Raw genomic sequence first — 25,846 nt, 5'->3', positions numbered from 1 at the left:
GGCGTGCCGGGCCGTGCGGGGCTCAGGCGGCGCGGCGGGCCTTGACCGCGCTGTCGATCAGGTCCCAGACCGCGACCAGCACGACCACCACGGCGGTCACCCGGGCGACCTGGTCGATGCCGCCCTCGCGCAGCCAGGCGAACCGCTCGACCAGCTCCGGGTTGAGCAGCCGGTCGGTGAACAGCAGCCAGAGCACCGGCGCCGTGAACGCGGCGTTGAGCACCGCGTTGACCGCCACCAGCGGCCAGGTCCACCGGCCCGACCGGTACTTGGCGATCTCCAGGCCGACGGTGGCCAGCAGCACCACGATCAGGGCCGGCAGCCAGAAGCTCCAGAGCGCCGGGTCGAGCACCGGCATCCGGGAGCCGTCGTCGGTGGTCCAGCGCTGGAAGTGCTGACCGACCAGACCACCGACGGTGGCGAGCAGGAACACCACCGAGGCGATGCTGTCGGACTGGCTGATCTGCCGCTCCCGGCTCTCCTCGGGGAGCTGGTCGACGGTCCACTCGGGCAGGCCGAGCGGGGTCCGGGTGCGCTCCAGTACGGCGAACACCAGCGTGACCCAGAACGCGATCTGCACCGCGGTCTGCATCGCGGCCACGACCGCCGTGCCGATGGCCGCGCCCGGCTCGTCGTCGAACAGCGCCTTGGCGAGGCCGGCGAGCACGCCGACGATCGCCGGGATGTACGTGAGCAGCTGCCGCAGCAGCCGCCACCACATCAGGTAGTAGCGCGGGCCGATGAGTTGCAGGGTGCGGTCGCTGTAGCGGGCGGCGAGCTTCTCGGGATGGCCCAGCTCGGTGAGCACCTCGCGCTCGGCGGAGGCGTGGTCCTGCCCGCCCGAGGTCCGGTCGTCGATCATGTCGGCGATGGAGCCGCGCAGTTCCTCGGCGAGTTCCAGGCGGCGTTGCGCGGGCACGGCCCGCATGGTGGCGGCGACGTAACGGTCGGTCAGGGAACTCATCGTTCCGCTCCTTCGATCAGGTCGGTGACGGACGTCCGCACCGCGGTCATGTCGTCGAGCAGGCGGTTCAGGACGGCTTCGCCGTCGTCGCTGGTCCGGTAGAACTTGCGCGGCCGGCTCTCCTCGGTGTTCCACTCGCTGGTCAGCAGGCCCTGGTCCTCCAGGCGGCGCAGCAGCGGGTAGAGCGTGTTGGCGTCGACCGCGAAGCCGTGCGCGGCCAGCCGTTGCAGCAGGGCGTATCCGTAGTCGGGGCGGCGCAGGGCGACCAGGCTGGCCACCACGACAGTGCCGCGTCGTAGCTCCTGGAGGTGGGTCCGGAGGACCTCTTCGCTGACCATGTCCAACACAATAGTGTGTGCCACACACTATTGCAAGAGAGAAGAACATCGCGTGCCGCACACCGGCTGGTCGGAGAGACCCGGACCACCCTCGGCGCGGACGGTGGAGCCCGCACGAGCACCTCGGTAGGGTGGGTCGGTCGACTCCGACGCAGCTTGATCCACAACCCGGGGGGCGCCACGCATGGGCGATTCGTTCGCGCATCTGCACGTACACACCGAGTACTCGATGCTCGACGGGGCGGCCCGGCTCAAGGACCTCTTCGCCGAGGCGGCGCGGCTCGGCATGCCGGCGGTGGCGATCACCGACCACGGCAACATGCACGGCGCGAACGACTTCTACAAGCAGGCCATGGACGCCGGGGTCAAGCCCATCCTCGGCGTCGAGGCGTACGTCGCGCCGGAGTCGCGCTTCCACAAGGCCCGGGTCAAGTGGGGGCGCCCCGAGCAGAAGAGCGACGACGTCTCCGGCAACGGCGCGATCACCCACATGACCATGTGGGCGGCCAACCGCGACGGCCTGCACAACCTGTTCAAGCTCAACTCCCGCGCCTCCATGGAGGGCCACTACGTGAAGTGGCCCCGGATGGACATGGAGCTGATCGCCGAGCACGCCCAGGGCATCATGGCCACCACCGGCTGCCCGTCCGGCGCGGTGCAGACCCGGCTGCGGCTCGGCCAGTTCGACGAGGCGCTCAAGGTCGCCGCCGCGTACCAGGACATCTTCGGCAAGGACAACTACTTCCTGGAGATCATGGACCACGGCCTCGACATCGAGCGCCGGGTCCGCGACGGGCTCACCGAGATCGCCCGCAAGCTCGACATCCCGCCGGTGGTCACGAACGACTCGCACTACACCCACGAGGCGCAGGCCGAGGCGCACGACGTGCTGCTCTGCGTACAGACCGGCAGCAACGTGGCCGACCCGAACCGGTTCCGCTTCGAGGGCGGCGGCTACTTCGTCAAGTCCGCCGACCAGATGCGCGCGGTCGACTCCTCCGAGCTGTGGCAGCAGGGCTGCCGCAACACGCTGCTGGTGGCCGAGAAGGTCGACCCGGCCGGCATGTTCACCTTCCACAACCTGATGCCGCGGTTCCCGATCCCCGAGGGCGAGACCGAGGAGTCCTGGTTCCGCAAGGAGACGTTCGCCGGGCTGGCGCGCCGCTTCCCCAACGGCATCCCGGAGGGCCACGTCGTCCAGGCCGAGTACGAGCTGGGCGTCATCATCCAGATGGGCTTCCCGTCGTACTTCCTCGTGGTCGCCGACTTCATCCAGTGGGCCAAGAGCCAGGGCATCGCGGTCGGCCCCGGGCGTGGCTCGGCGGCCGGCTCGCTCGTGGCGTACGCGCTGGGCATCACCGACCTCGACCCGATCCCGCACGGCCTGATCTTCGAGCGGTTCCTCAACCCCGAGCGCGTCTCCATGCCGGATGTCGACATCGACTTCGACGAGCGCCGGCGCGGTGAGGTCATCAAGTACGTGACCGACAAGTGGGGCGAGGACAAGGTCGCGCAGATCGCCACGTTCGGCACGATCAAGGCGAAGGCCGCGATCAAGGACTCGGCCCGGGTGCTCGGCTACCCGTACGCGGTGGGCGACCGGATCACCAAGGCCATGCCCCCGGCGGTGATGGGCAAGGACATCCCGCTGTCCGGCATCTTCGACCCGAAGCACCCCCGCTACGCCGAGGCGGGCGAGATCCGCGGCCTCTACGAGTCCGACCCGGACGTCAAGAAGGTCATCGAGACCGCCAAGGGCATCGAGGGCCTGATCCGGCAGACCGGTGTGCACGCCGCCGGCGTCATCATGTCCGCCGAGCCGATCATCGAGCACATCCCGCTCATGCGGCGCGACTCCGACGGCGTCATCATCACGCAGTTCGACTACCCGACCTGCGAGTCGCTCGGGCTGCTGAAGATGGACTTCCTCGGCCTGCGCAACCTGACGATCATCGACGACGCGGTGAAGAACATCCAGCTCAACCACGGCCGGGAGCTGGACCTGCTCGGCCTGCCGCTGGACGACAAGCAGGCGTACGAGCTGCTGGCCCGCGGTGACACCCTCGGCGTGTTCCAGCTCGACGGCGGGCCGATGCGCTCGCTGCTGCGGCTGATGAAGCCGGACAACTTCGAGGACATCTCCGCCGTCCTGGCGCTCTACCGGCCCGGCCCGATGGGCGTGGACTCGCACACCAACTACGCGCTGCGCAAGAACGGGCTCCAGGAGATCACCCCGATCCACCCGGAGCTGGAGGAGCCGCTGCGCGAGATCCTCGCGCCCACGTACGGCCTGATCGTCTACCAGGAGCAGGTGCAGCGGGCCGCCCAGATCCTCGCCGGTTACACGCTCGGCCAGGCCGACCTGCTGCGCCGGGCGATGGGCAAGAAGAAGAAGGAGATCCTCGACAAGGAGTTCATCCCGTTCCGGGACGGCTGCCGCGAGCGCGGCTACTCCGACGAGGCCATCCAGGCCGTGTGGGACGTGCTGGTCCCGTTCGCCGGCTACGCGTTCAACAAGGCCCACTCCGCCGCGTACGGCCTGGTCTCCTACTGGACCGCGTACCTCAAGGCGCACTACCCGGCCGAGTACATGGCCGCCCTGCTCACCTCCGTCGGTGACGACAAGGACAAGATGGCCTTGTACCTGTCCGAGTGCCGCCGGATGCGCATCCAGGTGCTCCCGCCGGACGTGAACACCTCGGCCGGGCCGTTCACCCCGGTCGGCAAGGAGATCCGCTTCGGTCTCGGCGCCGTGCGCAACGTCGGCGCGAACGTGGTCGCCTCGATCATGCGGTGCCGCGAGGAGAAGGGCGACTACGCCGACTTCTACGACTTCCTGTCCAAGGTCGACGCCGTGGTCTGCAACAAGAAGACCATCGAATCGCTGATCAAGGCCGGGGCGTTCGACTCGCTCAAGCATCCGCGCAAGGGCCTGCTCGCCGTGCACGCCGACGCCATCGACGCGTACGCCGACGTCAAGCGCAAGGAGGCGGTCGGCCAGTACGACCTGTTCGGCGCCGGCTTCGGCGAGGCGGAGACCGGCGGCACCACCACGGTCATGCCGGTCATCGGCGAGGGGGAGTGGGACAAGCGCGACAAGCTCGCGTTCGAGCGCGAGATGCTCGGCCTGTACGTCTCCGACCACCCGCTGTTCGGCCTGGAACACGTGCTCGGCGCGGCGGCGGACACCACGATCGCCGCGCTGTCCGAGGAGGGCACGGTGCCCGACGGCGCGGTGGTCACCCTGGCCGGCATCCTCTCCGGCGTGCAGCGCCGGGTCACCAAGCAGGGCCGGGCCTGGGCGTCGGCGACGCTCGAAGACCTCGCCGGCGGCGTGGAGACGCTGTTCTTCCCGAACACGTACGAGGTGATCGGGCAGTACATCGCCGAGGACGCGATCGTGGTGGTCAAGGGCCGGGTCGACCGGCGCGACGACACCCCGCGCATCATGGCGATGGACATGTCCATGCCGGACGTCACCAGCAACCCGGCCAACAAGCCGGTCACGCTGACCATCCCGGTGCACCGCTGCACGCCGCCGCTCGTGGAACGGCTCAAGGAGACGCTCGTGCTGCACCCCGGCGACACCGAGGTGCACGTCAAGCTGCTCAACGGCGGCAAGGTCACCACGCTGCGTCTCGGCCCGTTCCGGGTCGCGCCGACCACCGCGCTGATGGGTGACCTGAAGAGCGTCCTCGGCCCGGCCAACGTGAGCTGACCGGGCCGAGCGCGTCCGGCTCCCCGCCGCGCGATCTTGCAGTTTCGGCCCTGTGATTCGGGGCTTTGCCCTATTTGCCGGGGCGGAAAGTGCAAGATCACCGGGGGTCGGGGCCCGGGCGCGGGGGCGGCGCGAGTGGGGGCCACGGGGGTGGGATTGGCGGTGTCGGGGTGGGGGAGGGGTGGTTAGCGTCGGGTCATGGAGCTGGAGCAGGCGCAGAAGCTGTGGCAACCGGAACCCGGCTGGCTGAACACGGCCACCTACGGACTGCCGCCGGAGCCGGTGTGGGACGCCGTGCAGCGGATGCTCGCCGACTGGCGGACCGGGCGGGTGTCGTTCGAGGTGTGGGAGGAGTCGGTGGACCGATGCCGGGCCGCGTTCGCCCGGCTGACCGGTGTGGACGCCGCCGACGTGAGCGTCGGCGCCAGCGCGTCGCAACTCGTCGCGCCGATCGCGGCCGGGCTGCCGGCGGGCGCGACGGTGGTGGTGCCCGAGACCGAGTTCACCTCGATCCTGTTCCCGTGGCTGGTTCAGCAGGAGCGCGGCGTGCGGGTTCGCACCGTGCCGCTGGCCGGCCTGGTCGACGCGATCGACGCCGACACGGACCTGGTGGCGTTCAGCGTGGTGCAGTCCGCCGACGGCTATGTGACCCCGTACGACGAGATCGTCGCGGCGGCCCGGGCGCACGGCGCGTTCGTGGTGGCCGACGCGACGCAGGCGTGCGGGTGGCTGCCGTTCGCGGCGGACCGGTCCGACGCGGTGGTGGTGGGGGCGTACAAGTGGCTGATGTCGCCGCGCGGCTCGGCCTTCGCCTACCTGGCCCCGGCGCTGCGCGAGCGGATGCGCCCGGACGCGGCCGGGTGGTACGCCGGCCGCGAGCCGCACGCCTCCTACTACGGGCTGCCGCTGCGCCTGGCCGACGACGCGCGCCGGTTCGACATCGCGCCGCCGTGGCTCAGCTACGGGGGCACCGCCCCAGCACTGGAACTGCTCGCCGACCTCGACCCGGAGGCGGTGCGCGCGTACGACGTGGGGCTGGCCAACCGGTTCCTGGCCGGGCTGGGCCGGCCGTCCGGCGACAGCGCGATCGTCACCGTGGACGTGCCGGACGCCCAGGAGCGGCTGGCCCGCGCCGGGGTGCGCGCGGCGGTACGGGCCGGCCGGGTCCGTGCCTCGTTCCACCTCTACACGACCGAGGCGGACGTGGACCGGGCGGTCGAGGCGCTGACCGGCTGACCGCTCAGGCCAGGTGGCCGCCGATCTTCGTGTACCCGCGCAGCAGGTCGCGGGAGATGATCAGCCGCTGCATCTCGTCGGTGCCCTCGAAGATCCGGTACAGCCGGACCTGCCGGTACCAGCGCTCGATCGGCAGCTCCCGGGTGTAGCCCATGCCGCCGTGGATCTGGAGCACCCGGTCCACCACGCGGTTGACCATGCCGGCGCCGTAGAGCTTGCCCATCGAGGAGGCGTGCCGGGGGTCGAGGCCCGCATCGACGGTCCAGGCCGAGCGCAGGATCAGCCAGCGGGCCGCCTCCAGCTCGGTCTCCGAGTCGGCGATCATCCACTGGATGGCCTGGTTGGTGGCGATCGGCGCGCCGAACGTCTCGCGCGTGTTGGCGTGGTCGATGGCCATCTGGAGGGCGCGTTCGGCGATGCCGACGGCGTGCGACGGGATGGTGTAACGGCCCTTGCCGATCCACTCCATGCCGAGCGTGAAGCCCTGCCCGATCTCGCCGAGGATGTTGCGGTGCGGCACCCGTACGCCGTCGAAGATCAGCGAGGCGGGCCCGCCCTCGCCCATGGTCTGGATGAACTCGGACCGCCAGCCCATCGCGCGGTCCACCAGGAACGCGGTGGCGCCGCCGCGGCGGGCGCCCTTCTCCGGGTCGGTCACCGCGACCACGATGGCGAAGTCGGCGTCGTTGCCGTTGGTGATGAACGTCTTCTCGCCGTCGAGGACCCAGTCGTCGCCGTCGCGGCGGGCGCGCAGCTTGATGTTCGCCGCGTCGGAGCCCGCCCCGGGCTCGGTGATGGCGAAGCAGGAGATCCGTTCCCCCTCGATGGTGGGGATCAGGAACTCGCGCTTCTGCTCCTCGGTGGCGTGGAACAGGATGTTGTCGGCCTCGCCGCCGAAGCGGAACGGCACGAAGCTGCGGCCCAGCTCGGTCCAGATCAGCGACTGCATGACCGCCGGCAGCGCCATCCCGCCGTACTCCTCCGGCGTGGCCAGCCCCCAGAAGCCGAACTTCTTCGCCTTGAGCTGGAGTTCGCGCAGCTCGGAGCGGTCCAGGCCGGGCTGGTGGGCGCGCTCGCGGCGCAGCACCTCCGCCTCCAGCGGCATCACCTCGCGGGTGACGAACGTGCGAACGGTGTCCCGGATCGCGCGTTCCTCGTCGGACAGTGCGAAGTCCACGGTGCCCCCTCAGGTCGACTGGCTCTAAACTAGCGCTGGAAGTTTTCCCGCGTCCAGACCCGACGTCGAAGGGAGGATGATGACCGGGTGCCCCGACCCCGACAGGCCCTGCTCACCCGCGACCGGATCGTCGAGACCGCGCTGGCGCTGATCGACGCCGACGGGCTGGACGCGCTCTCGACCCGGCGGCTCGCCGCGGCGCTGGGCGTACGCGGCCCCTCGCTCTACAACCACTTCGCCACCAAGGAGGAGATCCTCGACGCGGTGGCCGACGGCGTCGCGGCGACAGTCGACATCGCCGTCTTCGACGAGTACGACTGGCTCGACGCGCTCGCCCGCTGGGCGCGCTCGTACCGGGCCGCGCTGGCCGCGCACCCGAACATCGTGCCGTACCTGGCGCGGGGGCCGGGCCGCCGTCCGGCCGCGCTGGCCATGGCCGACGCGGTCTACGGCGCGCTCGTCCGGGCCGGTTGGCCGCCCGCGCGAGCCACCCACATCGGCGCCGCCATGCGCTACTTCGTGGCCGGGTCCGCGCTCGGCTCGTTCGCCCGCGGTTTCGTCGAGGACCCCTCGCTCTACGCCGCGCACCCGCACCTCAACCAGGCCCACCGCCTCGCCGGCCACCAGCGCAGCGTGGACGAGGGCGCGTTCGCGCTCGGCCTGGACGCGCTGCTGCACGGGCTCGCCGCCGAGTACGCGGCCACCGTCGCCCCGCTGGAACGGGTCGGCGGTCCGGAGTAGCGTCGAAACTCCCACCGCTAGTTTCCGCCGCCCCCGAAGGACGCCATGGATCTCGCCGCCGCCCCTCCCGCCCTGCTGACGCGCCGCCACCTGCACGTCGCCGGTGACTGGGTCGACCCGTCGTCGGGCGACACCATCCCGGTGGAGAACCCGGCCACCGCGAGCGTCGTCGGCGAGGTGCCCGCCGGCACACCGGCCGACGTGGACCGCGCGGTCGCCGCCGCCCGCGCCGCGTTCCCCGGCTGGGCCGCCACCGCCCCCGAGCAGCGGGCCGCGCACCTGGACCGGCTGCACACCGCGCTCGCCGCCCGCGCCGACGAGATCGCCCGCACCGTGGCGACCGAGTTGGGCACCCCGCTCAAGCTCGCGACCCGCGTCCAGGCCGGCCTGCCGCTCACAGTGCTGCGCGGCATGGTCGACCTGGCCGCCCGCCCGGCCGCCGAGCGCACGGTCGGCAACTCGCTCGTGGTCCGGGAGCCGGTCGGCGTGGTCGGCGCGATCACCCCGTGGAACTACCCGCTGCACCAGGTGGTCGCGAAGGTCGCGCCCGCGCTCGCCGCCGGGTGCACCGTCGTGCTCAAGCCCAGCGAGCTGACGCCGCTCACCGCGTACCTGCTGTTCGACGCGATCACCGACGCCGGACTGCCGCCCGGTGTGGTGAACCTGGTGCCCGGCACCGGCCCGGTCGTCGGCGAGGCGCTCGCCGCGCACCCCGGCGTCGACCTGGTCTCGTTCACCGGCTCCACCGCCACCGGCCGGCGCATCGCGCATCTGGCCGCCGAGCGCATCGCCCGGGTGTCGCTGGAACTCGGCGGCAAGTCGGCGAACGTCATCCTGGCCGACGCCGACCTGCCCACCGCGGTCAAGGTCGGCGTCGGCAACGCGCTGCTGAACTCCGGGCAGACCTGCACCGCCTGGACCCGGATGCTCGTCCACCGCGACCGCTACGCCGAGGCGCTGGACCTGGTCGCGGCGGCGGTGGCCGGCTACCGGCTCGGCGACCCGTTCGACCCGGCCACCCGGCTCGGCCCGCTCGCCTCCGCCGCGCAGGCCCAGCGGGTACGCGACCACGTCGACCGGGCGCTCGCCGACGGCGCCCGGCTCGTCGCCGGTGGCCCGGACGCGCCACTGCCGCCGCAGGGGCACTTCGTCGCGCCCACCGTCTTCGCCGACGTGCACCCGGACAGCGCGCTCGCCCAGGAGGAGGTCTTCGGGCCGGTGCTCGCGGTGATCCCGTTCGCCGACACCGACGAGGCGGTCGCCATCGCCAACAACTCCCGGTACGGGCTGGCCGGCGCGGTCTGGTCGGCCGACGAGGACGCGGCGCTGGCAGTGGCCCGGCGGATGCGTACCGGCCAGGTGGACGTCAACGGCGGCGCGTTCAACCCGCTCGCCCCGTTCGGCGGCTACAAGCAGTCCGGCCTCGGCCGCGAGCTGGGCGCGTACGGCGTGGAGGAGTTCACCGAGCTGAAGGCGATCCAGCGGTGAGGGCGCTCGTGGTACGCGGCCGGGGCGCCGCACCGGCGGTCGAGGAGGTACGCCTGCCCGCGCCCGGCCCGGGTGAGCTGCGGGTACGCATCCGCGCCGCCGGCATCTGCCACTCCGACCTGGCCATGGTGGACGGCACGCTGGCGCCCGCGTACCCGCTGGTGCTGGGGCACGAGGCGACGGGCGTGGTGGCCGAGGCTGGGCCCGGCACGACGCTCGCCGTCGGCACACCCGTGGTGCTCAACTGGGCCCCGGCCTGCCGGGACTGCTGGCACTGCCGGCACGGCGAACCGTGGCTCTGCGCCGCCAACCCCAACCCGTCCACGCCCCGGGGCGAGACCGCCGCAGGTGAGCCCCTTCAGGTCACGCTCGGGCTCGGCGCGCTCGCCGAGGAGGTGGTGGTGCCGCAGCGCGCCGCCGTACCGGTGCCGGCCGGACTGCCGCCGGAGCAGGCCGCGGTGCTGGGCTGCGCGGTGCTCACCGGCGTCGGCGCGGTCCGCAACACCGCACGGGTCGCACCCGGCGAGTCGGTGGCGGTGATCGGGCTCGGCGGGGTGGGGCTGGCCGTGCTGACCGCCGCGCGGCGGGCCGGCGCGTCGCCGATCCTCGCCGTGGACGTGGTGGAGGCCAAGCGGGACCTGGCGCTCGCCGCCGGGGCCACCGACTTCCTCCGATCGGACGACCGGCTGGGCAAGGAGATCCGGGTTCGCACCGAGGGACGCGGCGTGGACCACGCGTTCGAGTGCGTCGGCCGGTCCGCCACCATCCGCGCCGCCTGGCGGGCGACGCGGCGCGGGGGAGCGGTCACCGTGGTCGGCATGGGCGGCAAGGACGACCTGCTCAGCCTCTCCGCGCTGGACATCTTCCACTCCGCGCGCACGCTGCGCTCCTCGGTGTACGGCTCGACCGACCCGGACCGGGAGGTGCCGGAGCTGGCCGCCGCCCTCGCCGCCGGTGACCTCGACCTGCGGCCGCTGGTGAGCGGCACGGTGCCGCTGACCGAGGCGCCCGCGGCGCTGGACCGGCTGGCCCGCGGCGAGGGCGCCCGCTGGGTGGTCACGTTCCCGGACTGACGTCCCCCTCGACCCGGGCGGCGGCGCCGGGCAGCCGCCGCCCGGCGTCGAGGACGTCGGTCTTCTCCCACGCGGACGGACCCGACCTGCCGGAGTGCGCCGCCGGCCGGTGACGGTGCCGCGCCACATGTCGACGGCCACCGATCGGACCGGACCCGGTCGGGGGTGACCGGCATCTATGGAGGCTGGGTCCGCACCGGCAGGGGTGAATGTGTGGTGGGCCGACATGGCTCGGCCGCTTCGACTCCTCGTAGGTTTCCAGCACGCGACGACCCTGTGACCCCGGTCACCGACCTGGCCGTCGCGTACGGACCTGCGAAGGGTGAGGCGATGGCCGGGCAAGCGATCCTGTCGGCCCGAGGGCTGACCCGGGACTTCCGGGGCTTCCGGGCCGTCGATCGCGTCGACCTCGACGTGGCGCCGGAGACCGTGCATGCCCTCGTCGGCCCGAACGGCGCCGGCAAGACCACACTGTTCAACCTGCTCACCGGCTTCCTGCCGCCCAGCGAAGGGCGGATCGAGCTGGACGGCCGCGACGTGACCGGGCTGCCACCGGAGCGGGTGGCCCGACTCGGCGTGGCCCGGTCGTTCCAGATCACCAGCCTCTTTCCGCAGCTCGGCGCGCGGGAGCACGTCGAGCTGGCCCTCCAGTCGCGCAGCGGGCTGGGCTGGCGGTTCTGGCGGTCGGCGAAGCTGATGCGCCGCTACCGGGACCGGGCCGACGAGCTGCTGGCCATGGTCGGCCTGGCTGACCTCGCCGAGGCGCCGGCCGAGGCGCTCGCGTACGGGCGCAAGCGGGCCCTGGAGCTGGCCATCGCGCTCGCCCTCGACCCGAAGGTGCTGCTGCTGGACGAGCCGACGGCCGGGATGGGCCTGGAGGACGTCGACCGCACCGTCGACCTGATCGCCACTGTCCGCACCGGACGGACCGTGGTCATGGTGGAGCACAACATGAGCGTGGTGGGCCGGCTCGCCGACACGGTCACCGTCCTGCAGGCCGGCAAGGTGCTGGTCGAGGGGCCGTACGAGCAGGTCCGCGCCGACGAGCGGGTCATCACCGCCTACCTGGGAGCCGCGGATGCTGCGCATTGAGAACCTCTCCGCCTGGTACGGCGAGGCCCAGGTGCTGCGGGAGGTGAGCCTGGAGGTGGCCGCCGGCGAGGTGGTCACCCTGGTCGGGCGCAACGGCGCCGGCAAGTCCACGCTGCTGCGCTCGGTGATGGGGCTGCACCCTGGCCAGCGCGGCGCGATCCACCTCGACGGCCGGGACGTCACCCGGCTGCCGGCGTACAGGCGGGCGCGGGCCGGGCTCGGCTGGGTGCCCGACGACCGGGGCGCGTACGCCACGCTCACGGTCACCGAGAATCTGACCCTACCGCCCCGGGTCGGCCCCGACCCGTGGCCGCTGGAGCGGGTGTACGAGGCCTTCCCGGCCCTGTACGAGCGGCGCGACTCCGCAGCGACCATGCTCTCCGGCGGCGAGCAGCAGATGCTCGCGCTGGCCCGGGTGCTGCGCATGGGAGCCCGGCTGCTGCTCTGCGACGAGCCCACCGAAGGGCTGTCGCCGCTGCTCGTGCAGCAGGTCGGTGACCTGCTTCGGGAGGCCAAGAAGCACAGCGTGACAGTGCTGCTGGTGGAACAGAACCTGCACTTCGCCACCGGCGTCGCCGACCGGCACTACCTGCTGGCCGAGGGACGGATCGCGGAGGCGATGGAGAACGCCGAGGTGCGCTCGCGGGAACGCGAGCTGCTGGCTTATCTCGGCATCTGAATCTGGACGGCTGACCCGCGCGGACCGCGCGGTACGAAGGGGATGCACATGCGTAGGAGCGTGGGTGTGGCCGCCGCCTCGGCGGCGGCGCTGCTGGTGGCCGGCTGCGGCGGCGGTGGTCCGCAGTCCGGCGGCGACTCGAAGCTGACCGGCGACAAGATCGTGCTGGGCGTGCTCAACGACCAGTCGGGCGCCTACTCGGAGCTGTCCGGGCGCAACTCGGTCAAGGCCGTGGAGATGGCCATCGCCGACTTCCAGGCCAAGCACGGCGAGGACGCGGTGACCAGGAACATCACCGTGGAGACCGCGGACCACCAGAACAAGCCGGACGTGGCCAACAGCAAGGCCCAGGAGATGGTCGACCGCAAGGGTGTCGACGCCATCCTGGACGTGCCGACCTCCTCGGCCGCCCTGAAGGTCGCCGACGTGGCCAAGGAGAAGAAGAAGCTGTACTTCAACATCGGCGCGGCGACCACCGACCTGACCGGCAAGAGCTGCAACAAGTACACGTTCCACTACGCGTACGACACCTACATGCTGGCCCACGGCACCGGCACGGTGACCACCGAGCAGGTCGGCAAGAACTGGTACATCCTCTACCCGAACTACGCGTTCGGGCAGGACATGGAGAAGAGCTTCACCGCCGCCATCACCGCGGCCGGCGGGCAGGTCGTCGGCAAGGACGGCGCGCCGTTCCCGAACACCAGCGGCGACTACTCGTCGTTCCTGCTCAAGTCGCCGACGCTGAACCCGAAGCCGCAGGTGCTCGGCACCATGCAGGCCGGCGCGGAGCTGGTCAACGTGGTCAAGCAGTACAACGAGTTCAAGCTGCGGGACAAGGGCGTCGGGCTGGCCGTCGGCCTGATGTTCATCACCGACATCCACTCGCTCACCCCGGCCGCGCTGGCCGGCACCACCTACACCGACGCCTGGTACTGGAACTTCGACCAGCAGAACCGGGAGTGGGCGGACCGGTTCCAGAAGGAGACCGGCACCCGGCCGTCGTTCGCGCACGCCGCGAACTACTCCGCCGCCATGCAGTACCTGGAGGCGGTGCAGGCCGCCGGCACCGACGACGCGGACGCCGTGGTCAAGGAGCTGGAGGGCAAGGAGGTCAACGACCTCTTCCTGCGCAACGGCAAGATCCGCGCGGAGGACCACCGGGTCGTCCACGACGCGTACCTGGCCCAGGTGAAGCCGCAGGCCGAGGTCAAGGAGCCGTGGGACTACGTGAAGATCCTCAAGACCATCCCGGCGGCGGAGGCCTTCCGCACCCCGTCCCCGGACTGCAAGCTCTGACATGTCCGGGTTCCTGCAGAACACGTTCAACGGGTTGGTGGGCGGGGCGTTCTACGCCCTGCTCGCCCTCGGGCTCGCGGTCATCTTCGGCATGCTCCGGGTGGTGAACTTCGCCCACGGCGCGTTCTACATGCTCGGCGCGTTCGGGGCGTACGTGCTGCTCGCCGAGGCTGGCGTGCCGTTCTGGGCCGCATTGGTGATCATGCCGCTGGCGCTGGGCCTGCTCGGCATGGTGCTGGAACGGGCGGTGATCCACCGGCTGACCCGGCTCGACCCGCTCTACAACTTCCTGCTCACCTTCGGCCTGACGCTGATCCTGCAGGACCTGGTCAAGTCCCGGTACGGCGTGCAGTCCAGCCCGTACGCCACCCCCGACGAACTGAGCGGGACCGTCGACTTCGGAATCTTCGACTTCCCGACGTACCGGGTCTTCATCCTCGGCTTCACCGTGCTGCTGTGCGTGGCGGTCTGGTGGGTGCTCGGGCGGACCCGGATCGGCATGGTGGTCCGGGCCGCCACCGAGCGGCCGGAGCTGACCCGGGCGTTCGGCATCGACGTGGGGAAGTGGGTCACCCCGGTGTTCGGCTTCGGCATCGCCCTGGCCGGGCTGGCCGGGGTGCTCGCCGCCCCGATGCGGGCGGTCAACCCGCTGATGGGCGCCGACCTGATCATCGTGGTCTTCGCGGTGGTGGTGATCGGCGGCCTCGGCTCGATCTTCGGCTCGGTCGCCGCCGGCTTCGGCATCGGCCTGATCCAGGCGTGGGGCGAGGCTTACCTGTCCGACTACCCGCTCGTGTCGCAGACCGTCGTGTTCGTGGTGATGGCCGCCGTGCTGCTCTGGCGGCCGGCCGGCCTGTTCGGCCGAGAGGAGGCCCCGGCATGACCGAACGCACCGAGCTACGGGAGGGCCGTGAGGGCATGCCCGGTCAGCACGGCATGACGAGTGCGGTGGACACCCCGGTGGAGAAGCCGGCCCCGCGCTCCGGACTGCTCGCCGTCGCGCGGGCGCCCGGCTGGGTCCGGTACGCGCTGCTCGCCGCCGGCCTGCTCGTCGCGCTGTGGCTGCCGAACGGGCTCTACCCGGCGGTCGCGGTGGACATTCTGTGCTGGGCGCTCTTCGCCGTCTCGGTGGACCTGCTGCTCGGCTTCACCGGGTTGATGTCCTTCGGGCACGCCGCGTTCTGGGGCACCTCGGCGTACCTGACCGGGCTGGTCGCGATCCACGCCGGCCTGCCGTTCCCGGCCGCCGTGCTGGCCGGGGCGCTGGGCGCGGCGCTGCTCGCGCTGCCGATCGGCTACCTGGCGGTGAAGCGCACCGGGATCTACTTCGCCATGGTCACCCTGGCCTTCGCGCAGATGGTCTACTACGTGGCCAACGAGTGGCGTTCGGTCACCCAGGGTGAGAACGGTCTGCAGGGCGTGCCGCGCGCGTTCTTCGGCGTCGATCTCACCGACGACTACTACTTCTACTATGCGATCCTGCCGATCGTGCTACTCGGCCTGCTCGCCGCCTGGCGGATCGTGCACTCGCCGTTCGGCCGGGTGCTGGTCGGCATCCGGGACAACCCGGCCCGGGCCCGCGCGCTCGGCTACCCGGTGCACCGCTACAAGCTGACCGCGTTCGTGCTCTCCGGCTTCCTGGCCGGGCTCGGCGGCGGGCTCTTCGCGGTCGGCCACCGATTCGTCTCGCTGGACGTGCTGCACTGGACCACCTCCGGCAAGGCGGTCATCGTGGTGGTGCTCGGCGGCATCGGCACGCTGTGGGGCGGGGTGCTCGGCGCGGCCCTGGTGGTCCGCCTGGAGGACTGGCTGTCGTTCTCCGGGTTCGAGGCGATCGGCCTGGTCACCGGCGGCATCTTCGTCCTCGTCGTGCTGCTGTTCCGCAGGGGTATCTGGGTCACGGTCGCCCACCTGGCCCGGCGCCGGGCGGCGACCCGCCGGGACCGGTCCGGCTGATCCGGCGTACGACGGCGTCCGCAGTCTGCTGCCGCCGGGACGCCCCACCGGACCCGCGCCGGTGTGAGCCGCCCCACCGGCACGGCCTGGCCGGCGCGTCCCGGCCGGACCGGTCCGCCCCGGGCGCATCCAGGCCGCCCTCTTTCGACGAACCCCCCGGTAGTGACCGTCTACCGAGGGGTGCGTCCGGTGGTGACCGATCCGATCCCGGCCGATGTCGTCGAGTCCGCCCGTAAGCACCTCACGCTCGCGGCCGAGGACCTGGACGGCAACCGGGTCGCCGCGCTGATCGTCGAGGCCGCGGGCCGGTGGGGGGTGGCGCCGTTGTGGGAGGGCGTCTGCGCGCCGATGCTGGCCGCGCTGCCCGGCCGCAGCGCCGCCGAGGTGGCCGTGGAGCACGCCTTCTCGGAGGGCCTGCGGTCCGGACTGGACGTGCTGCTGCGCGGGCCGGGAACGTCACCCCCGGCCGGCGGCATCCTGCTCGCCGGGGCGGAGCAGGAGCTGCACTGCCTCGGCCTGCACGCCCTCGCCGCGGCCCTGCGCGAGGCGGGCCTGGGCAGCCTGCTGCTCGGCGCCGCGCTGCCCTGGCCGGCGCTGGCCAGCGCGGTGCGCCGGACCCGCCCGCACACCGTCGTGGTGTGGTCGCAGACGCCGATGACCGGGCGGGCGTACCGGGTGGTCCGCTTCGCGCGGGAGTTCCCCTCGGTACGGGTGCACGGCGCCGGGCCGGGCTGGATCACGCCGCCGGCCACGCCGGCCGGACACCTGACCTCCCTGTCGGACGCGCTCGCCGTGTGCCGCGAGGCCGCCGGCCACCGGAACGGGGAGCGGTAGGCGGTATCCGTCCGGCCCGGGGGCACCGCGCGGCAGGCGACGCGCGGCCGGTCAGCCGGTCCGGAAGCCGCGCAGCAGGGCGGCGACGGCGGACTCCGGGTCGAAGTGGTCGTCGGGAGCGGCGAGCTGGTTGCCGAAGAGCCCGTCGACGAGTGCCAGCAGCGCCCGGAAGTGGGCCGGCGGATCGGTCGAGCCGAGCGTGGCGAGCAGCGGCTCCCCCCAGCCGGCCAGCCGTGCCCGGGCGGCCTCGATCGCCGGGCGCAGGTCGGGCCGCACGGCCGCCTCGACGAAGAGCGCGTACCGGGCCAGGGTGACCACCCGCTGCTGGTCGGTGAACTCCCGGATCAGCCGGCCGGCCACTGCGGCGAACGCGGCGACGTCGCCCGGCGGCAGGTCCGCGGCGAGCCGTTGCCAGGCCGCCGTCTCCACCTCGACCAGCCGGTCGAAGACGCCGGTGACCAGTGCCTCCCGGGTGCGGAACCGGTTGGACGCCGAGCCTTCGGGCAGGCCCGCCTCCGCGTCCACGGCCCGGTGGGTGAGCTGCCGCGGCCCTCCGGTGCCGAGTACCCGGATGGCGGCGTCGAGCAGGAGCTGCCGGCGATCGATCACCCGGTCAGACTACAGTCGTAGTGCACCCGACTACATCTGTAGTACGGTGACCGCATGGGCGGACGCGCGGTCGTGGTCGGGGGCGGGATCGGCGGGCTCGCGGCGGGCATCGGCCTGCGGGCGGCGGGCTGGGAGGTGACGGTCCTGGAGCGGTCGGCCGCCTTGCCGGACAGCGGCACCGGGCTCGGCATCTGGCCCGCCGCGATGCGCGCACTGGACGTCCTCGGCGTCGGCGACGAGGTGCGACGCCGGGGCAGCCGTCAGGCCGGGGGGTCGATCCGGCGCCCCGACGGCAGCCGGATCGCCACCATCGACGTCGAGCGGCTGGAACGCCGGCACGGCGAGCCGGTGCACCTGGTCACCCGCCCGGTGCTGCTCGCCGTCCTGGCCGGCGCGCTGCCCGGCCCGGCGCTGCGCCTCGGCGTACCGGTGACCGGCCCGGGGCCGCTGCTCGACGCGTACGACCTGGTGGTGGGCGCGGACGGGATCAACAGCGTGGTGCGCGCACAGATGTACGGGCAGCGGTACCCGCTGCGGTACGCGGGCGCGGTGGCCTGGCGCGGCGTGGTCGACCTGGACCTGGCCGAGGGCGGCGAGACCTGGGGGCGGGGGCGCAAGTTCGGCCTCACCCCGGCCGGGCCGGGCCGCACCAACTGGTACGCCGCGGTGCGGTTGCCCGAGGGGCACCCGGCTCCGCCCGACGACCGCGCCGAACTGCGCCGCCTCTTCGGCGACTGGCACCCGCCGGTGCCGCGGGTGCTCGACGCGCTCACCCCGGAGGGGATCCTGCGGCACGAGATCCGCGACCTGACGCCGCTGCCGTCCTACGTGTCCGGCCGGACGGCGCTGCTCGGTGATGCCGCGCACGCCATGACGCCGGACCTCGGGCAGGGCGGCTGTCAGGCGCTGATCGACGCGGTCGCGCTCGCCGACTGCGTACGCGACGCCGGGGACGTGCCGGCCGCGCTGCGCGCGTACGACAGGCGGCGCCGGCGGCCCACGCAGCGGATCGCGGCCGGCGCGCGGTGGGCCGGGCGGCTGTCCGGCGTGCGCCGGCTGCTGCCGGTGCGGGACGCGCTGCTGCGGCTGGCGCTGGCGGCCGGACCGCCCGCGTGACCTGAGACACATCCGATACGAACCCGTTCCGTATCGAAACCGGCTCACCTACGCTCGGCAACGTTACGAGTCTGACCCGTATCGTATTTCGAACGCGGGTGAACCGGGGGGAGAACGGCAGTGGAACCACACGAGAACACCGGACACCCGAGGAGGTGGGCGATCCTCGGCGTGCTGGTGATCAGCCTCCTCGTGGTCGTCCTCGACAACACCATCCTCAACGTCGCGCTGCGCACCCTGGCCGACCCGGTGCACGGCCTCGGCGCCACCCAGGGCGAGCTGGAGTGGGCGATCAACTCCTACACGCTCGTCTTCGCCGGGCTGCTGTTCACCTTCGGCGTCCTCGGTGACCGGCTCGGCCGCCGCCGCTTCCTGATCCTCGGGCTGGCACTGTTCGGCCTGTCCTCGCTGCTGTCCGCGTACGCGCAGGACCCGGGCCAGCTCATCGCGGCCCGCGCGCTGATGGGTGTCGGCGGCGCGGCCATCATGCCGGTGACGCTCTCGATCATCTCCAACGTCTTCGACCCGCGCGAGCGCGCCAAGGCGATCGGCGTCTGGGCCGGCGCGGTCGGCCTCGCGGTGGCGATCGGCCCGGTCCTCGGCGGCGCCCTGCTGGAGCACTTCTGGTGGGGCTCGGTCTTCCTGATCAACGTGCCGGTGGTGGCGCTCGGCGTGGTGCTCGTCGCGGCCCTGGTCCCCGAGTCCCGCGACCCCAGGCCCGGCCGGGTCGACCTGCTCGGCGTGCTGCTGTCGGTGGTCGGCCTCGTCGCCCTCACCTACGGCATCATCGACGGCGGCGAGCACGGCTTCGGCCGCCCGCAGGTGTGGATCGCGGTGCTCGGCGGCCTCGCGGTGCTCGGCTGGTTCGTCGCCCACGAGTTGCGCAGCGACCACCCGTCGCTGGACGTACGGCTGTTCCGGGTGCCCCGCTTCGCCGCCCCGGTGGCCCTGGTCGGGCTGGTCTTCTTCGCCGCCATGGGCGTGATGTTCTTCGGCGCGTTCTATCTCCAGCTCGTCCGCGGCTACAGCCCGCTGGAGAGCGGCCTGCTGTTCCTGCCGTTCGCCGCGGCCCAGCTCATCTTCGCGCCGCGCAGCGCGGCGATGGTCCGCCGCTACGGCGGCCGGGCGGTCGCGGCCGTCGGACTGCTGCTCACCACTGTGGCGCTGGCCGCGTTCGTCTTCATCGACGCGGACACCCCGATCTGGATCTTCTCGGCGCTGGGCTTCCTCCAGGGCGCCGGGATGGCCAACATCATGCCGCCGGCCACCGAGTCGATCATGTCGTCGCTGCCCCGGGAGAAGGCCGGCGTCGGTTCCGCGGTGAGCAACACCGTGCGCCAGGTAGCCGGCGCGCTCGGCGTGGCGGTGCTCGGCTCGGTGCTCTCCGCGGTCTACCGCGACCAGATCGCCCCGGCGGTGGCCGCCCTGCCCGCCCCGGTGCGCGACGCGGCCCGCGAGTCGGTGTCCGGGGCGTACGCGGTCGCCGGCCGGCTCGGCCCCGACGCGCCGCGACTCATCGACGCGGCCAACGACTCGTTCGTCTCGGCCATGCACTGGGCGGCGGGCGCCTCCGCGGTGGTGGCCGCGCTCGGCATCGTGATCGTGCTGCGCTGGATGCCGGGCCGGCCGGTCGTCGCCCCCGACGCGACGCCGGTCACCGACCGGGAGTTGGCCGGTACCGCGTAGGTTCGTGGACAATGTCTGACATGACTTCCACGGCGGATGCTCCGCGGTCGCCCGGGCGACCGCGGAGCACCCGCGCGGACGAGGCGATCGTCGACGCCACCCTCGACCTGCTGGCCGAGGGCAGCACCATAGAGTCGCTGTCCATCGAGGCGATCGCGGCCCGCGCCGGCGTCGGCAAGGCCACCATCTACCGCCGCTGGCCGGGCAAGGACGCGTTGCTGCTGGACGCGTTGCGCACGCTCAAGGGGCCCGCGCCCCGCACCGCCGGGCGCTCCGTCCGCGACGACCTGGTGCTGCTCGTCGGCGCCGTGGGCCAGCACGCCGACCCCCGGGTCCGCAAGATCATGCCCTGCCTGGTGCCGGAGGTGAGCCGCAGCTCCGCCCACCGGCAGGCGTACGAGGCGATCGTCGAGCCCCGGCGCGCGGCGATGCGCGAGGTGCTGCGCCGCGGAATCGACCGGGGCGAGCTGCGCGCCGACCTCGACATCGAGGTGACCATGTCGCTGCTCACCGCGCCGATGCTCACCCAGCGGATGCTGCGCTGGCACCCCGAGCGCGACGAGCGGCTGCTGCCCGAGCGGATCGTGGACACGGTCCTGGACGGCCTGCGCGTCCGCTGACCCGCCCCGGCCGGGCCGCCGCCCGCGCGCTCAGCGGGCGGGCGTGCGCAGCCGGTGCAGGCGCAGCGCGAGCTGCACCTCCAGCGCCCGCTCCGGCCGCTGCCAGTCCGCGCCGAGCAGGTGACCGACCCGCTCCAGCCGCTGGGTGACCGTGTTCACGTGCACGTGCAGCTGCTCGGCGGCCCGGGCCAGGCTGCCGCCCACCCCGAAGTACGCCTCCAGCGTCTTCACCAGCGCGGTGCCCCGCCGGGCGTCGTAGTCCAGCACCGGCCCCACGGTGGTGGCGAGGAACCGGGCCACGTCCCGATCCCCGGCGTCACCGACCGCGCCCAGCAGCAGCCCGACGAACCCCAGCTCGGCGGTGCTCGCCCCCTGCCCGGCCCGGCCCAGCGCGCCGAGCGCGGACAGGCAGCGCTCCGCCTCGGCGAACGTGACGGCCAGCGACGCCGGCCCGGTCGACGGCCCGCTCGCCCCGGCGGTCACCGGCCGGCCCGTCACCCGGGACAGATCCCGGGCCACCGCGCGGGCCGCGCCACCGGCGTCGTGGCCCGGCAGCATCAGCACCACCCGCCCGTCGCGCGCCGCGGCCAGGCCGCCCCGGGTCGAGGCGTACGTGGTGGCCCAGGACAGCACCCGCTGCCGCGCCGAGCCGGTCTCGGCGAACGCGTCGTCGCCGACCGCCACCAGCACGTGCGGCGCGTCCAGGTCCACCCCGATCCGGCGGGCCCGTGCCCGCAGCGCGTCGGCGTCGCGCAGCGGCCGGGCGATCAGGTCGTCCAGCAGCTCACCGCGGACCCGCCCCTCCGCCTCGGCCACGGTCCGGCGGAACAGCAGCAGCAACGCCGTCACCAGCGCGGCGCGCTCCAGGATGCGCTGGTCGGCGTCGACCAGCTCGTCGTCCGGGCGCAGCACCAGCGCGCCCAGGTTCTCCGCGCCGGCCACCACCGCGGCGTACCAGAGCGGGCCCCGGCGCACGCTGCGCCCCTCGGTACGCGACGCGGCCACCGCCTCCACGATGTCGGCCCGGTCCGGCTCCTCGATCTCGCCGACCCGGGCCAGCCGCCGGCCCTCGGCGTCCAGCGCCAGCAGCGCCCCGCCGAGCACCTCGGTGACCGCCGCCGCCACGTCCTCCATCCCGCCGCCGCGCACCACGAGCGCGGTCATCCGGTCGTGTGCCGCGGCGGCGCGCTCCACCGAGCTGCTGTGCGCCCGGATGGTGCTGTTCGCCGCCGACAGCTCCGCCAGCGCCGCCCGGGTCTCGGCGAGCAGCCGCGCGGTGTCGATCGCCACCGCCGCGTGCGCCGCCAGCGACACCAGCAGCGACACCTCCTCGCGGGCGAACGGCCGGGCCGAGCGGTTCGCCGCGTACAGCACGCCGATCACGCTGGACCCGAGCCGCAGCGGCACACCGAGGATGGCCACCAGGCCCTCCTCGCCCACGCCGCCGTCGATCTCCCCGGTGTGCCGGAACCGCTCGTCCTCCTGGTAGTTCGAGGTGACGTACGGGGTGCCGGTCTGCGCGACCAGCCCGCCGAGCCCGTCGCCCAGCTCCAGCCGCAGCCGCTGGAACCGGGCCGAGATCGAGCCGTCGGTGACCCGCATGTACGTGTCGCCGCGCTCGTCGTCGTTCAGCGTCATGTACGCCACGTCGGTGCCGAGCAGGATCCGCGCCCGGTGCACGATCGCGCGCAGCACGTCGTCCAGATCCCGCAGCCCGGCCAGGTCGCTCGCGGTGTCGTACAGGCCGGACAGCTCGGTCTCCCGGCGGCGCCGGCGCGCCAGCAGGGCCCGTACCCGCAGCGCCACCACCTTCGCCTGTTCCAGCTCGGCCAGCCGTTCGGCGGGCAGGCCGGCCGCGCGCGCGGCCACCAGCGGACCCTCGAACTCGACCGCGGCGGCCTCGCGCGCCAGCAGCTCCAGGAACTCGACCGGCGACGACATGACCGACATTGTGCGCGGGGCCACTAGTTCGCCGTCCAGCCCCCGTCGAGGGCGATCGAGGTGCCGGTGAGGAACGCGGCGGGCGGGGAGCACAGGTACGCCACCAGTTCGGCCACCTCGTCCGGCTCGATCAGCCGCTTGATCGCCGCCCGGGCCAGCATGATCTTCTCGACCACCTCGTCCTCGCCGATGCCGTGGGTGGCCGCCTGGTCGGCGATCTGGCTCTCCACCAGCGCGGTGCGCACGTACGCCGGGTTGATGCAGTTGGCCGTGACGCCGTGCGCGGCGCCCTCCAGCGCGACCACCTTCGACAGGCCCTCCAGCGCGTGCTTGGCGGAGACGTACGCCGACTTGAACGGCGAGGCGCGCAGTCCGTGCACCGAGGAGATGTTCACGATCCGGCCCCAGCCGCCCGCGTACATCCGGGGCAGCGCGCGGCGGATCAGCAGGAACGGCGCCTCCACCATCACCCGCTGGATGTACTCGAAGCGCTCGACCGGGAAGTCCTGCACCGGCGCGACGTGTTGCAGCCCGGCGTTGTTGACCACGATGTCGGCGTCGGCGTCGAGCCGGTCCACCGCCACCGGGTCGGCCAGGTCGATCCCCACGGCCCGGCCGCCGGCCTCGGCGGCCACCGCCTCGGCCGCCGCCACGTCGCGATCCAGCACCACCACCTTCGCGCCGGCCGCCGCCAGGCGCAGGGCACAGGCCCGTCCGATGCCGCCGCCGCCACCTGTGACCAGCGCGGTGCGACCGGTCAGGTCGACGTGTACGACGTGGGGGACCGCCACGGGTTCTGCCGTCATGGCGCATGAACGTACGAGCCGGGTGCCCCCTGGCACATGGGGCGGCGACACATACTCCACCGCCCGCGTGTGTGGTGCGCCGCGTCACCGCCCGCGCCCGGCGTGTCCGGCCGTCCCGCTGCCGGCGGGCACCAGTAGGGTGTGTCGAACACACGTACTGCTGGCGGCTCGGGGAGGAGGCGGCGTGCGCGTGCTGGGCGTCGACCCGGGGCTGACCCGGTGCGGGGTCGGCGTGGTCGAGGGCGTGCCGGGCCGCCCCTGCACGCTCGTGGCCTACTACGTGGTCTACACCGACCCCGAGGACGACCTGGCGCTGCGCCTGCTGCACCTGGACCGCTCGCTCACCGGCCTGGTCGCCGAGCACCGGCCGGACGCGGTCGCGGTGGAGCGCGTGTTCAGCCAGCACAACGTCCGCACCGTGATGGGCACCGCGCAGGCCAGCGGCGTCGCGGTGCTCGCCGGGGCCCGCGCCGGGCTGCCGGTGACGACGTACACGCCGAGCGAGGTGAAGGCGGCGGTGACCGGCTCCGGCCAGGCCGACAAGGCGCAGATGACCGCGATGGTCACCCGGCTGCTGCGGCTGCCCGAGCCGCCGAAGCCGGCGGACGCCGCCGACGCGCTGGCGCTGGCCATCTGTCACGTGTGGCGCGGGGGCACCCGGTCGAAGCTGGCCGCGGCCGCGCAACGGGCCCGACGAGGAGGGACGCGATGATCGCCAGCGTACGCGGCACGGTGACCGCCACCGGCCCGGATCACGCGGTGGTGGAGGTGGGCGGCATCGGCCTGGCCGTGCAGTGCGCGCCCGGCACGCTCGCCGACCTGCGCGTGGGCCAGCCGGCCCGGCTCGCCACCAGCCTGGTGGTCCGGGAGGACTCGCTCACCCTCTACGGCTTCGCCGACGACGACGCCAAGCAGCTGTTCGAGCTGCTCCAGACCGCCAGCGGGGTCGGTCCCCGGCTGGCCCAGGCGGTGCTCGCCGTCCACACGCCGGACGCGGTCCGCAAGGCCATCGCCAACGCCGACACCGCCGCGCTGACCCGGGTGCCGGGCATCGGCAAGAAGGGCGCCGAGCGGCTGGTGCTGGAGCTGCGCGACCGGGTCGGCCCGGTGCCGGTGGGCGCCGACGGCGCGGCCGGGGTGACCGCGGGCGCCTGGCCGGAGCAGGTCCGCCAGGCCCTCGTCGGGCTCGGCTGGACGGCGGCCCAGGCCGAGCAGGCGGTGGCCGCGGTGGCGGAGACCGTCGACGGCGAGACCCCGCCGGTGCCGGTGCTGCTCAAGCAGGCCATCCGCCTCCTGGGCCGCAGCCGATGAGCGGGGAGAACCTGGTCTCGGCGTACGTCAGCGACGCCGAGCTGGACGCGGAGGCCAGCGTCCGCCCGAAGCGGCTCGACGAGTTCATCGCCCAGCACCGGGTCCGCGACCAGCTCGACCTGCTGTTGCAGGGCGCGATGCGGCGCGGCTCCCCGCCGGACCACATCCTCCTGTCCGGGCCGCCCGGCCTCGGTAAGACGACCCTGGCCAACATCGTCGCGGCGGAGCTGGGCACCGGGATCCGGGTGACCAGCGGCCCGGCGATCGAGCGCTCCGGCGACCTGGCCGCGATCCTGACCAGCCTCGCCGAGGGCGACGTGCTGTTCATCGACGAGATCCACCGGATCGCCAAGCCGGCCGAGGAACTGCTCTACAGCGCCATGGAGGACTTCCGGGTCGACGTGGTGGTCGGCAAGGGGCCGGGCGCCACCGCGATCCCGCTCGACGTGGAGCCGTTCACGCTCGTCGGCGCGACCACCCGGTCCGGCCTGCTGACCGGCCCGATGCGCGACCGGTTCGGCTTCGTCGCGCATCTCGACTTCTACGCGCCGGCCGACCTGGAGACGCTGCTGCACCGGTCGGCCCGGATCCTCGGGGTGCCGATCACGGCCGACGGCGCGGCGGAGGTCGCCGGCCGGTCCCGGGGCACCCCGCGCATCGCCAACCGGCTGCTGCGCCGGGTCCGCGACTACGCCGAGGTACGCGCCGACGGCGTGGTCACGCTGGAGACGGCGCGGGCCGCGCTGGCCGTCTACGACGTGGACGCGCTGGGCCTGGACCGGCTCGACCGGGCGGTGCTGACCGCGCTCGTCGACTCGTTCCGGGGCGGCCCGGTGGGCCTGTCCACGCTCGCCGTGGCGGTGGGCGAGCAGCCGGACACGGTCGAGGAGGTCTGCGAGCCGTTCCTGGTCCGGGCCGGGCTGCTGGCCCGTACCCCGCGCGGGCGGGTGGCGACCGAGGCGGCCTGGCGCCATCTGGGTCGTACGCCCCCGAATGGTACATTTGGTGCGGATGCCCCTCCGGGGCCCGATCTGTTCTCGGTGCAGACCGACCAGCCGTGATCCGTTCGTGATCTGTGCCGCATTCGGTCTTCTCAGGAGCAGCGACTAGACTTCGCCGCGGTTTGTACAGGACGTGAGAATCCGCTTCCGCTGCGGCGCCC

General features: G+C 73.1%; 23 protein-coding genes. 17 read left to right on the top strand and 6 right to left on the bottom strand.

Features of this window, described 5'->3' with window-relative positions:
* Positions 1-22: 22 nt before the first annotated feature.
* Entirely contained in the window at positions 23-964 is a 942-nt protein-coding gene (locus tag ABIH81_RS27795; protein ID WP_349877838.1) for a permease prefix domain 1-containing protein, read from the bottom strand.
* A complete protein-coding gene (locus ABIH81_RS27790) occupies positions 961-1,302 on the bottom strand; it encodes a PadR family transcriptional regulator (protein WP_030504548.1) in 342 nt (113 codons plus the stop codon). The genes ABIH81_RS27795 and ABIH81_RS27790 overlap by 4 nt, the downstream gene beginning before the upstream one ends.
* A 184-nt stretch (positions 1,303-1,486) precedes the next feature.
* Here ABIH81_RS27790 and dnaE point away from each other — a divergent pair, with 184 nt between their 5' ends.
* Both dnaE and ABIH81_RS27780 read left to right on the top strand, forming a co-directional pair.
* On the top strand, positions 1,487-5,020 hold the full coding sequence (dnaE, locus tag ABIH81_RS27785; protein ID WP_349877837.1) for a DNA polymerase III subunit alpha: 3,534 nt from the start codon (positions 1,487-1,489) through the stop codon (positions 5,018-5,020).
* 198 nt (positions 5,021-5,218) lie between these two features.
* Positions 5,219-6,256, top strand: coding sequence for an aminotransferase class V-fold PLP-dependent enzyme (locus tag ABIH81_RS27780; protein WP_349877836.1), 1,038 nt, complete (start codon positions 5,219-5,221; stop codon positions 6,254-6,256).
* 4 nt (positions 6,257-6,260) lie between these two features.
* On the opposite strand, the gene ABIH81_RS27775 is transcribed toward ABIH81_RS27780, so the two are convergent.
* Positions 6,261-7,433, bottom strand: a complete 1,173-nt coding sequence (locus ABIH81_RS27775; RefSeq protein WP_194802914.1) for an acyl-CoA dehydrogenase family protein — start codon at positions 7,431-7,433, stop codon at positions 6,261-6,263.
* Between the two features lie 87 nt (positions 7,434-7,520).
* Here ABIH81_RS27775 and ABIH81_RS27770 point away from each other — a divergent pair, with 87 nt between their 5' ends.
* From ABIH81_RS27770 to ABIH81_RS27730, 9 genes are all read left to right on the top strand, one after another.
* The gene (locus ABIH81_RS27770) at positions 7,521-8,174 is read left to right on the top strand and encodes a TetR/AcrR family transcriptional regulator C-terminal domain-containing protein (RefSeq protein WP_349877835.1); all 654 of its coding nucleotides are present in this window, start codon (positions 7,521-7,523) and stop codon (positions 8,172-8,174) included.
* A 45-nt stretch (positions 8,175-8,219) separates the two neighbouring features.
* Complete coding sequence (locus ABIH81_RS27765) at positions 8,220-9,662, top strand: aldehyde dehydrogenase family protein (RefSeq protein ID WP_349877834.1); 1,443 nt, start codon at positions 8,220-8,222, stop codon at positions 9,660-9,662.
* A complete protein-coding gene (locus ABIH81_RS27760; RefSeq protein WP_349877833.1) occupies positions 9,659-10,735 on the top strand; it encodes a zinc-binding dehydrogenase in 1,077 nt (358 codons plus the stop codon). The genes ABIH81_RS27765 and ABIH81_RS27760 overlap by 4 nt, the downstream gene beginning before the upstream one ends.
* Positions 10,736-11,065: 330 nt before the next feature.
* Positions 11,066-11,827, top strand: coding sequence for an ABC transporter ATP-binding protein (locus ABIH81_RS27755; RefSeq protein WP_047894338.1), 762 nt, complete (start codon positions 11,066-11,068; stop codon positions 11,825-11,827).
* Positions 11,814-12,506: an ABC transporter ATP-binding protein gene (locus tag ABIH81_RS27750; RefSeq protein WP_047894331.1), complete on the top strand. Its 693-nt coding sequence runs from the start codon at positions 11,814-11,816 to the stop codon at positions 12,504-12,506. Before ABIH81_RS27755 ends, ABIH81_RS27750 begins: the two co-directional genes overlap by 14 nt.
* A gap of 42 nt (positions 12,507-12,548) precedes the next feature.
* Positions 12,549-13,805 carry an ABC transporter substrate-binding protein gene (locus ABIH81_RS27745; protein ID WP_047894330.1) on the top strand — a complete coding sequence of 419 codons (1,257 nt, stop codon included), beginning with the start codon at positions 12,549-12,551 and terminating at the stop codon, positions 13,803-13,805.
* Position 13,806: 1 nt separating this feature from the next.
* A complete protein-coding gene (locus tag ABIH81_RS27740) occupies positions 13,807-14,688 on the top strand; it encodes a branched-chain amino acid ABC transporter permease (protein WP_047894329.1) in 882 nt (293 codons plus the stop codon).
* A gap of 53 nt (positions 14,689-14,741) precedes the next feature.
* Entirely contained in the window at positions 14,742-15,761 is a 1,020-nt protein-coding gene (locus ABIH81_RS27735; protein ID WP_047894337.1) for a branched-chain amino acid ABC transporter permease, read from the top strand.
* A 192-nt stretch (positions 15,762-15,953) separates the two neighbouring features.
* Positions 15,954-16,595 carry a transcriptional regulator gene (locus ABIH81_RS27730; protein WP_235437628.1) on the top strand — a complete coding sequence of 214 codons (642 nt, stop codon included), beginning with the start codon at positions 15,954-15,956 and terminating at the stop codon, positions 16,593-16,595.
* Between the two features lie 51 nt (positions 16,596-16,646).
* On the opposite strand, the gene ABIH81_RS27725 is transcribed toward ABIH81_RS27730, so the two are convergent.
* Positions 16,647-17,204, bottom strand: coding sequence for a TetR/AcrR family transcriptional regulator (locus ABIH81_RS27725; protein WP_047894328.1), 558 nt, complete (start codon positions 17,202-17,204; stop codon positions 16,647-16,649).
* A gap of 54 nt (positions 17,205-17,258) precedes the next feature.
* On the opposite strand from ABIH81_RS27725, the gene ABIH81_RS27720 reads away from it, so the two are divergent.
* From ABIH81_RS27720 to ABIH81_RS27710, 3 genes are all read left to right on the top strand, one after another.
* On the top strand, positions 17,259-18,320 hold the full coding sequence (locus tag ABIH81_RS27720) for an FAD-dependent monooxygenase (RefSeq protein WP_278090539.1): 1,062 nt from the start codon (positions 17,259-17,261) through the stop codon (positions 18,318-18,320).
* 120 nt (positions 18,321-18,440) lie between these two features.
* Positions 18,441-20,006: an MFS transporter gene (locus tag ABIH81_RS27715; protein WP_349877832.1), complete on the top strand. Its 1,566-nt coding sequence runs from the start codon at positions 18,441-18,443 to the stop codon at positions 20,004-20,006.
* An 11-nt stretch (positions 20,007-20,017) separates the two neighbouring features.
* A complete protein-coding gene (locus ABIH81_RS27710; protein WP_349877831.1) occupies positions 20,018-20,626 on the top strand; it encodes a TetR/AcrR family transcriptional regulator in 609 nt (202 codons plus the stop codon).
* Positions 20,627-20,656: 30 nt separating this feature from the next.
* Here ABIH81_RS27710 and ABIH81_RS27705 read toward each other — a convergent pair whose 3' ends face one another.
* The gene (locus ABIH81_RS27705) at positions 20,657-22,576 is read right to left on the bottom strand and encodes a helix-turn-helix domain-containing protein (protein ID WP_349881221.1); all 1,920 of its coding nucleotides are present in this window, start codon (positions 22,574-22,576) and stop codon (positions 20,657-20,659) included.
* Positions 22,577-22,590: 14 nt separating this feature from the next.
* Positions 22,591-23,373, bottom strand: coding sequence for a 3-hydroxybutyrate dehydrogenase (locus ABIH81_RS27700; protein WP_349877830.1), 783 nt, complete (start codon positions 23,371-23,373; stop codon positions 22,591-22,593).
* Positions 23,374-23,557: 184 nt separating this feature from the next.
* Here ABIH81_RS27700 and ruvC point away from each other — a divergent pair, with 184 nt between their 5' ends.
* From ruvC to ruvB, 3 genes are read left to right on the top strand one after another with little or no spacing between them, the layout of a single operon-like run.
* Complete coding sequence (gene ruvC / locus ABIH81_RS27695) at positions 23,558-24,085, top strand: crossover junction endodeoxyribonuclease RuvC (protein ID WP_349877829.1); 528 nt, start codon at positions 23,558-23,560, stop codon at positions 24,083-24,085.
* Complete coding sequence (gene ruvA / locus ABIH81_RS27690; RefSeq protein ID WP_278090542.1) at positions 24,082-24,684, top strand: Holliday junction branch migration protein RuvA; 603 nt, start codon at positions 24,082-24,084, stop codon at positions 24,682-24,684. The genes ruvC and ruvA overlap by 4 nt, the downstream gene beginning before the upstream one ends.
* A complete protein-coding gene (gene ruvB / locus ABIH81_RS27685) occupies positions 24,681-25,745 on the top strand; it encodes a Holliday junction branch migration DNA helicase RuvB (protein WP_349877828.1) in 1,065 nt (354 codons plus the stop codon). The genes ruvA and ruvB overlap by 4 nt, the downstream gene beginning before the upstream one ends.
* Positions 25,746-25,846 lie beyond the last annotated feature (101 nt).

The sequence above is a fragment of the Micromonospora sp. HUAS YX12 genome (assembly GCF_040215685.1).
Taxonomy (GTDB): Bacteria; Actinomycetota; Actinomycetes; order Mycobacteriales; family Micromonosporaceae; genus Micromonospora; species Micromonospora tulbaghiae.
This window is presented reverse-complemented; position numbering and strand designations above follow the sequence as displayed.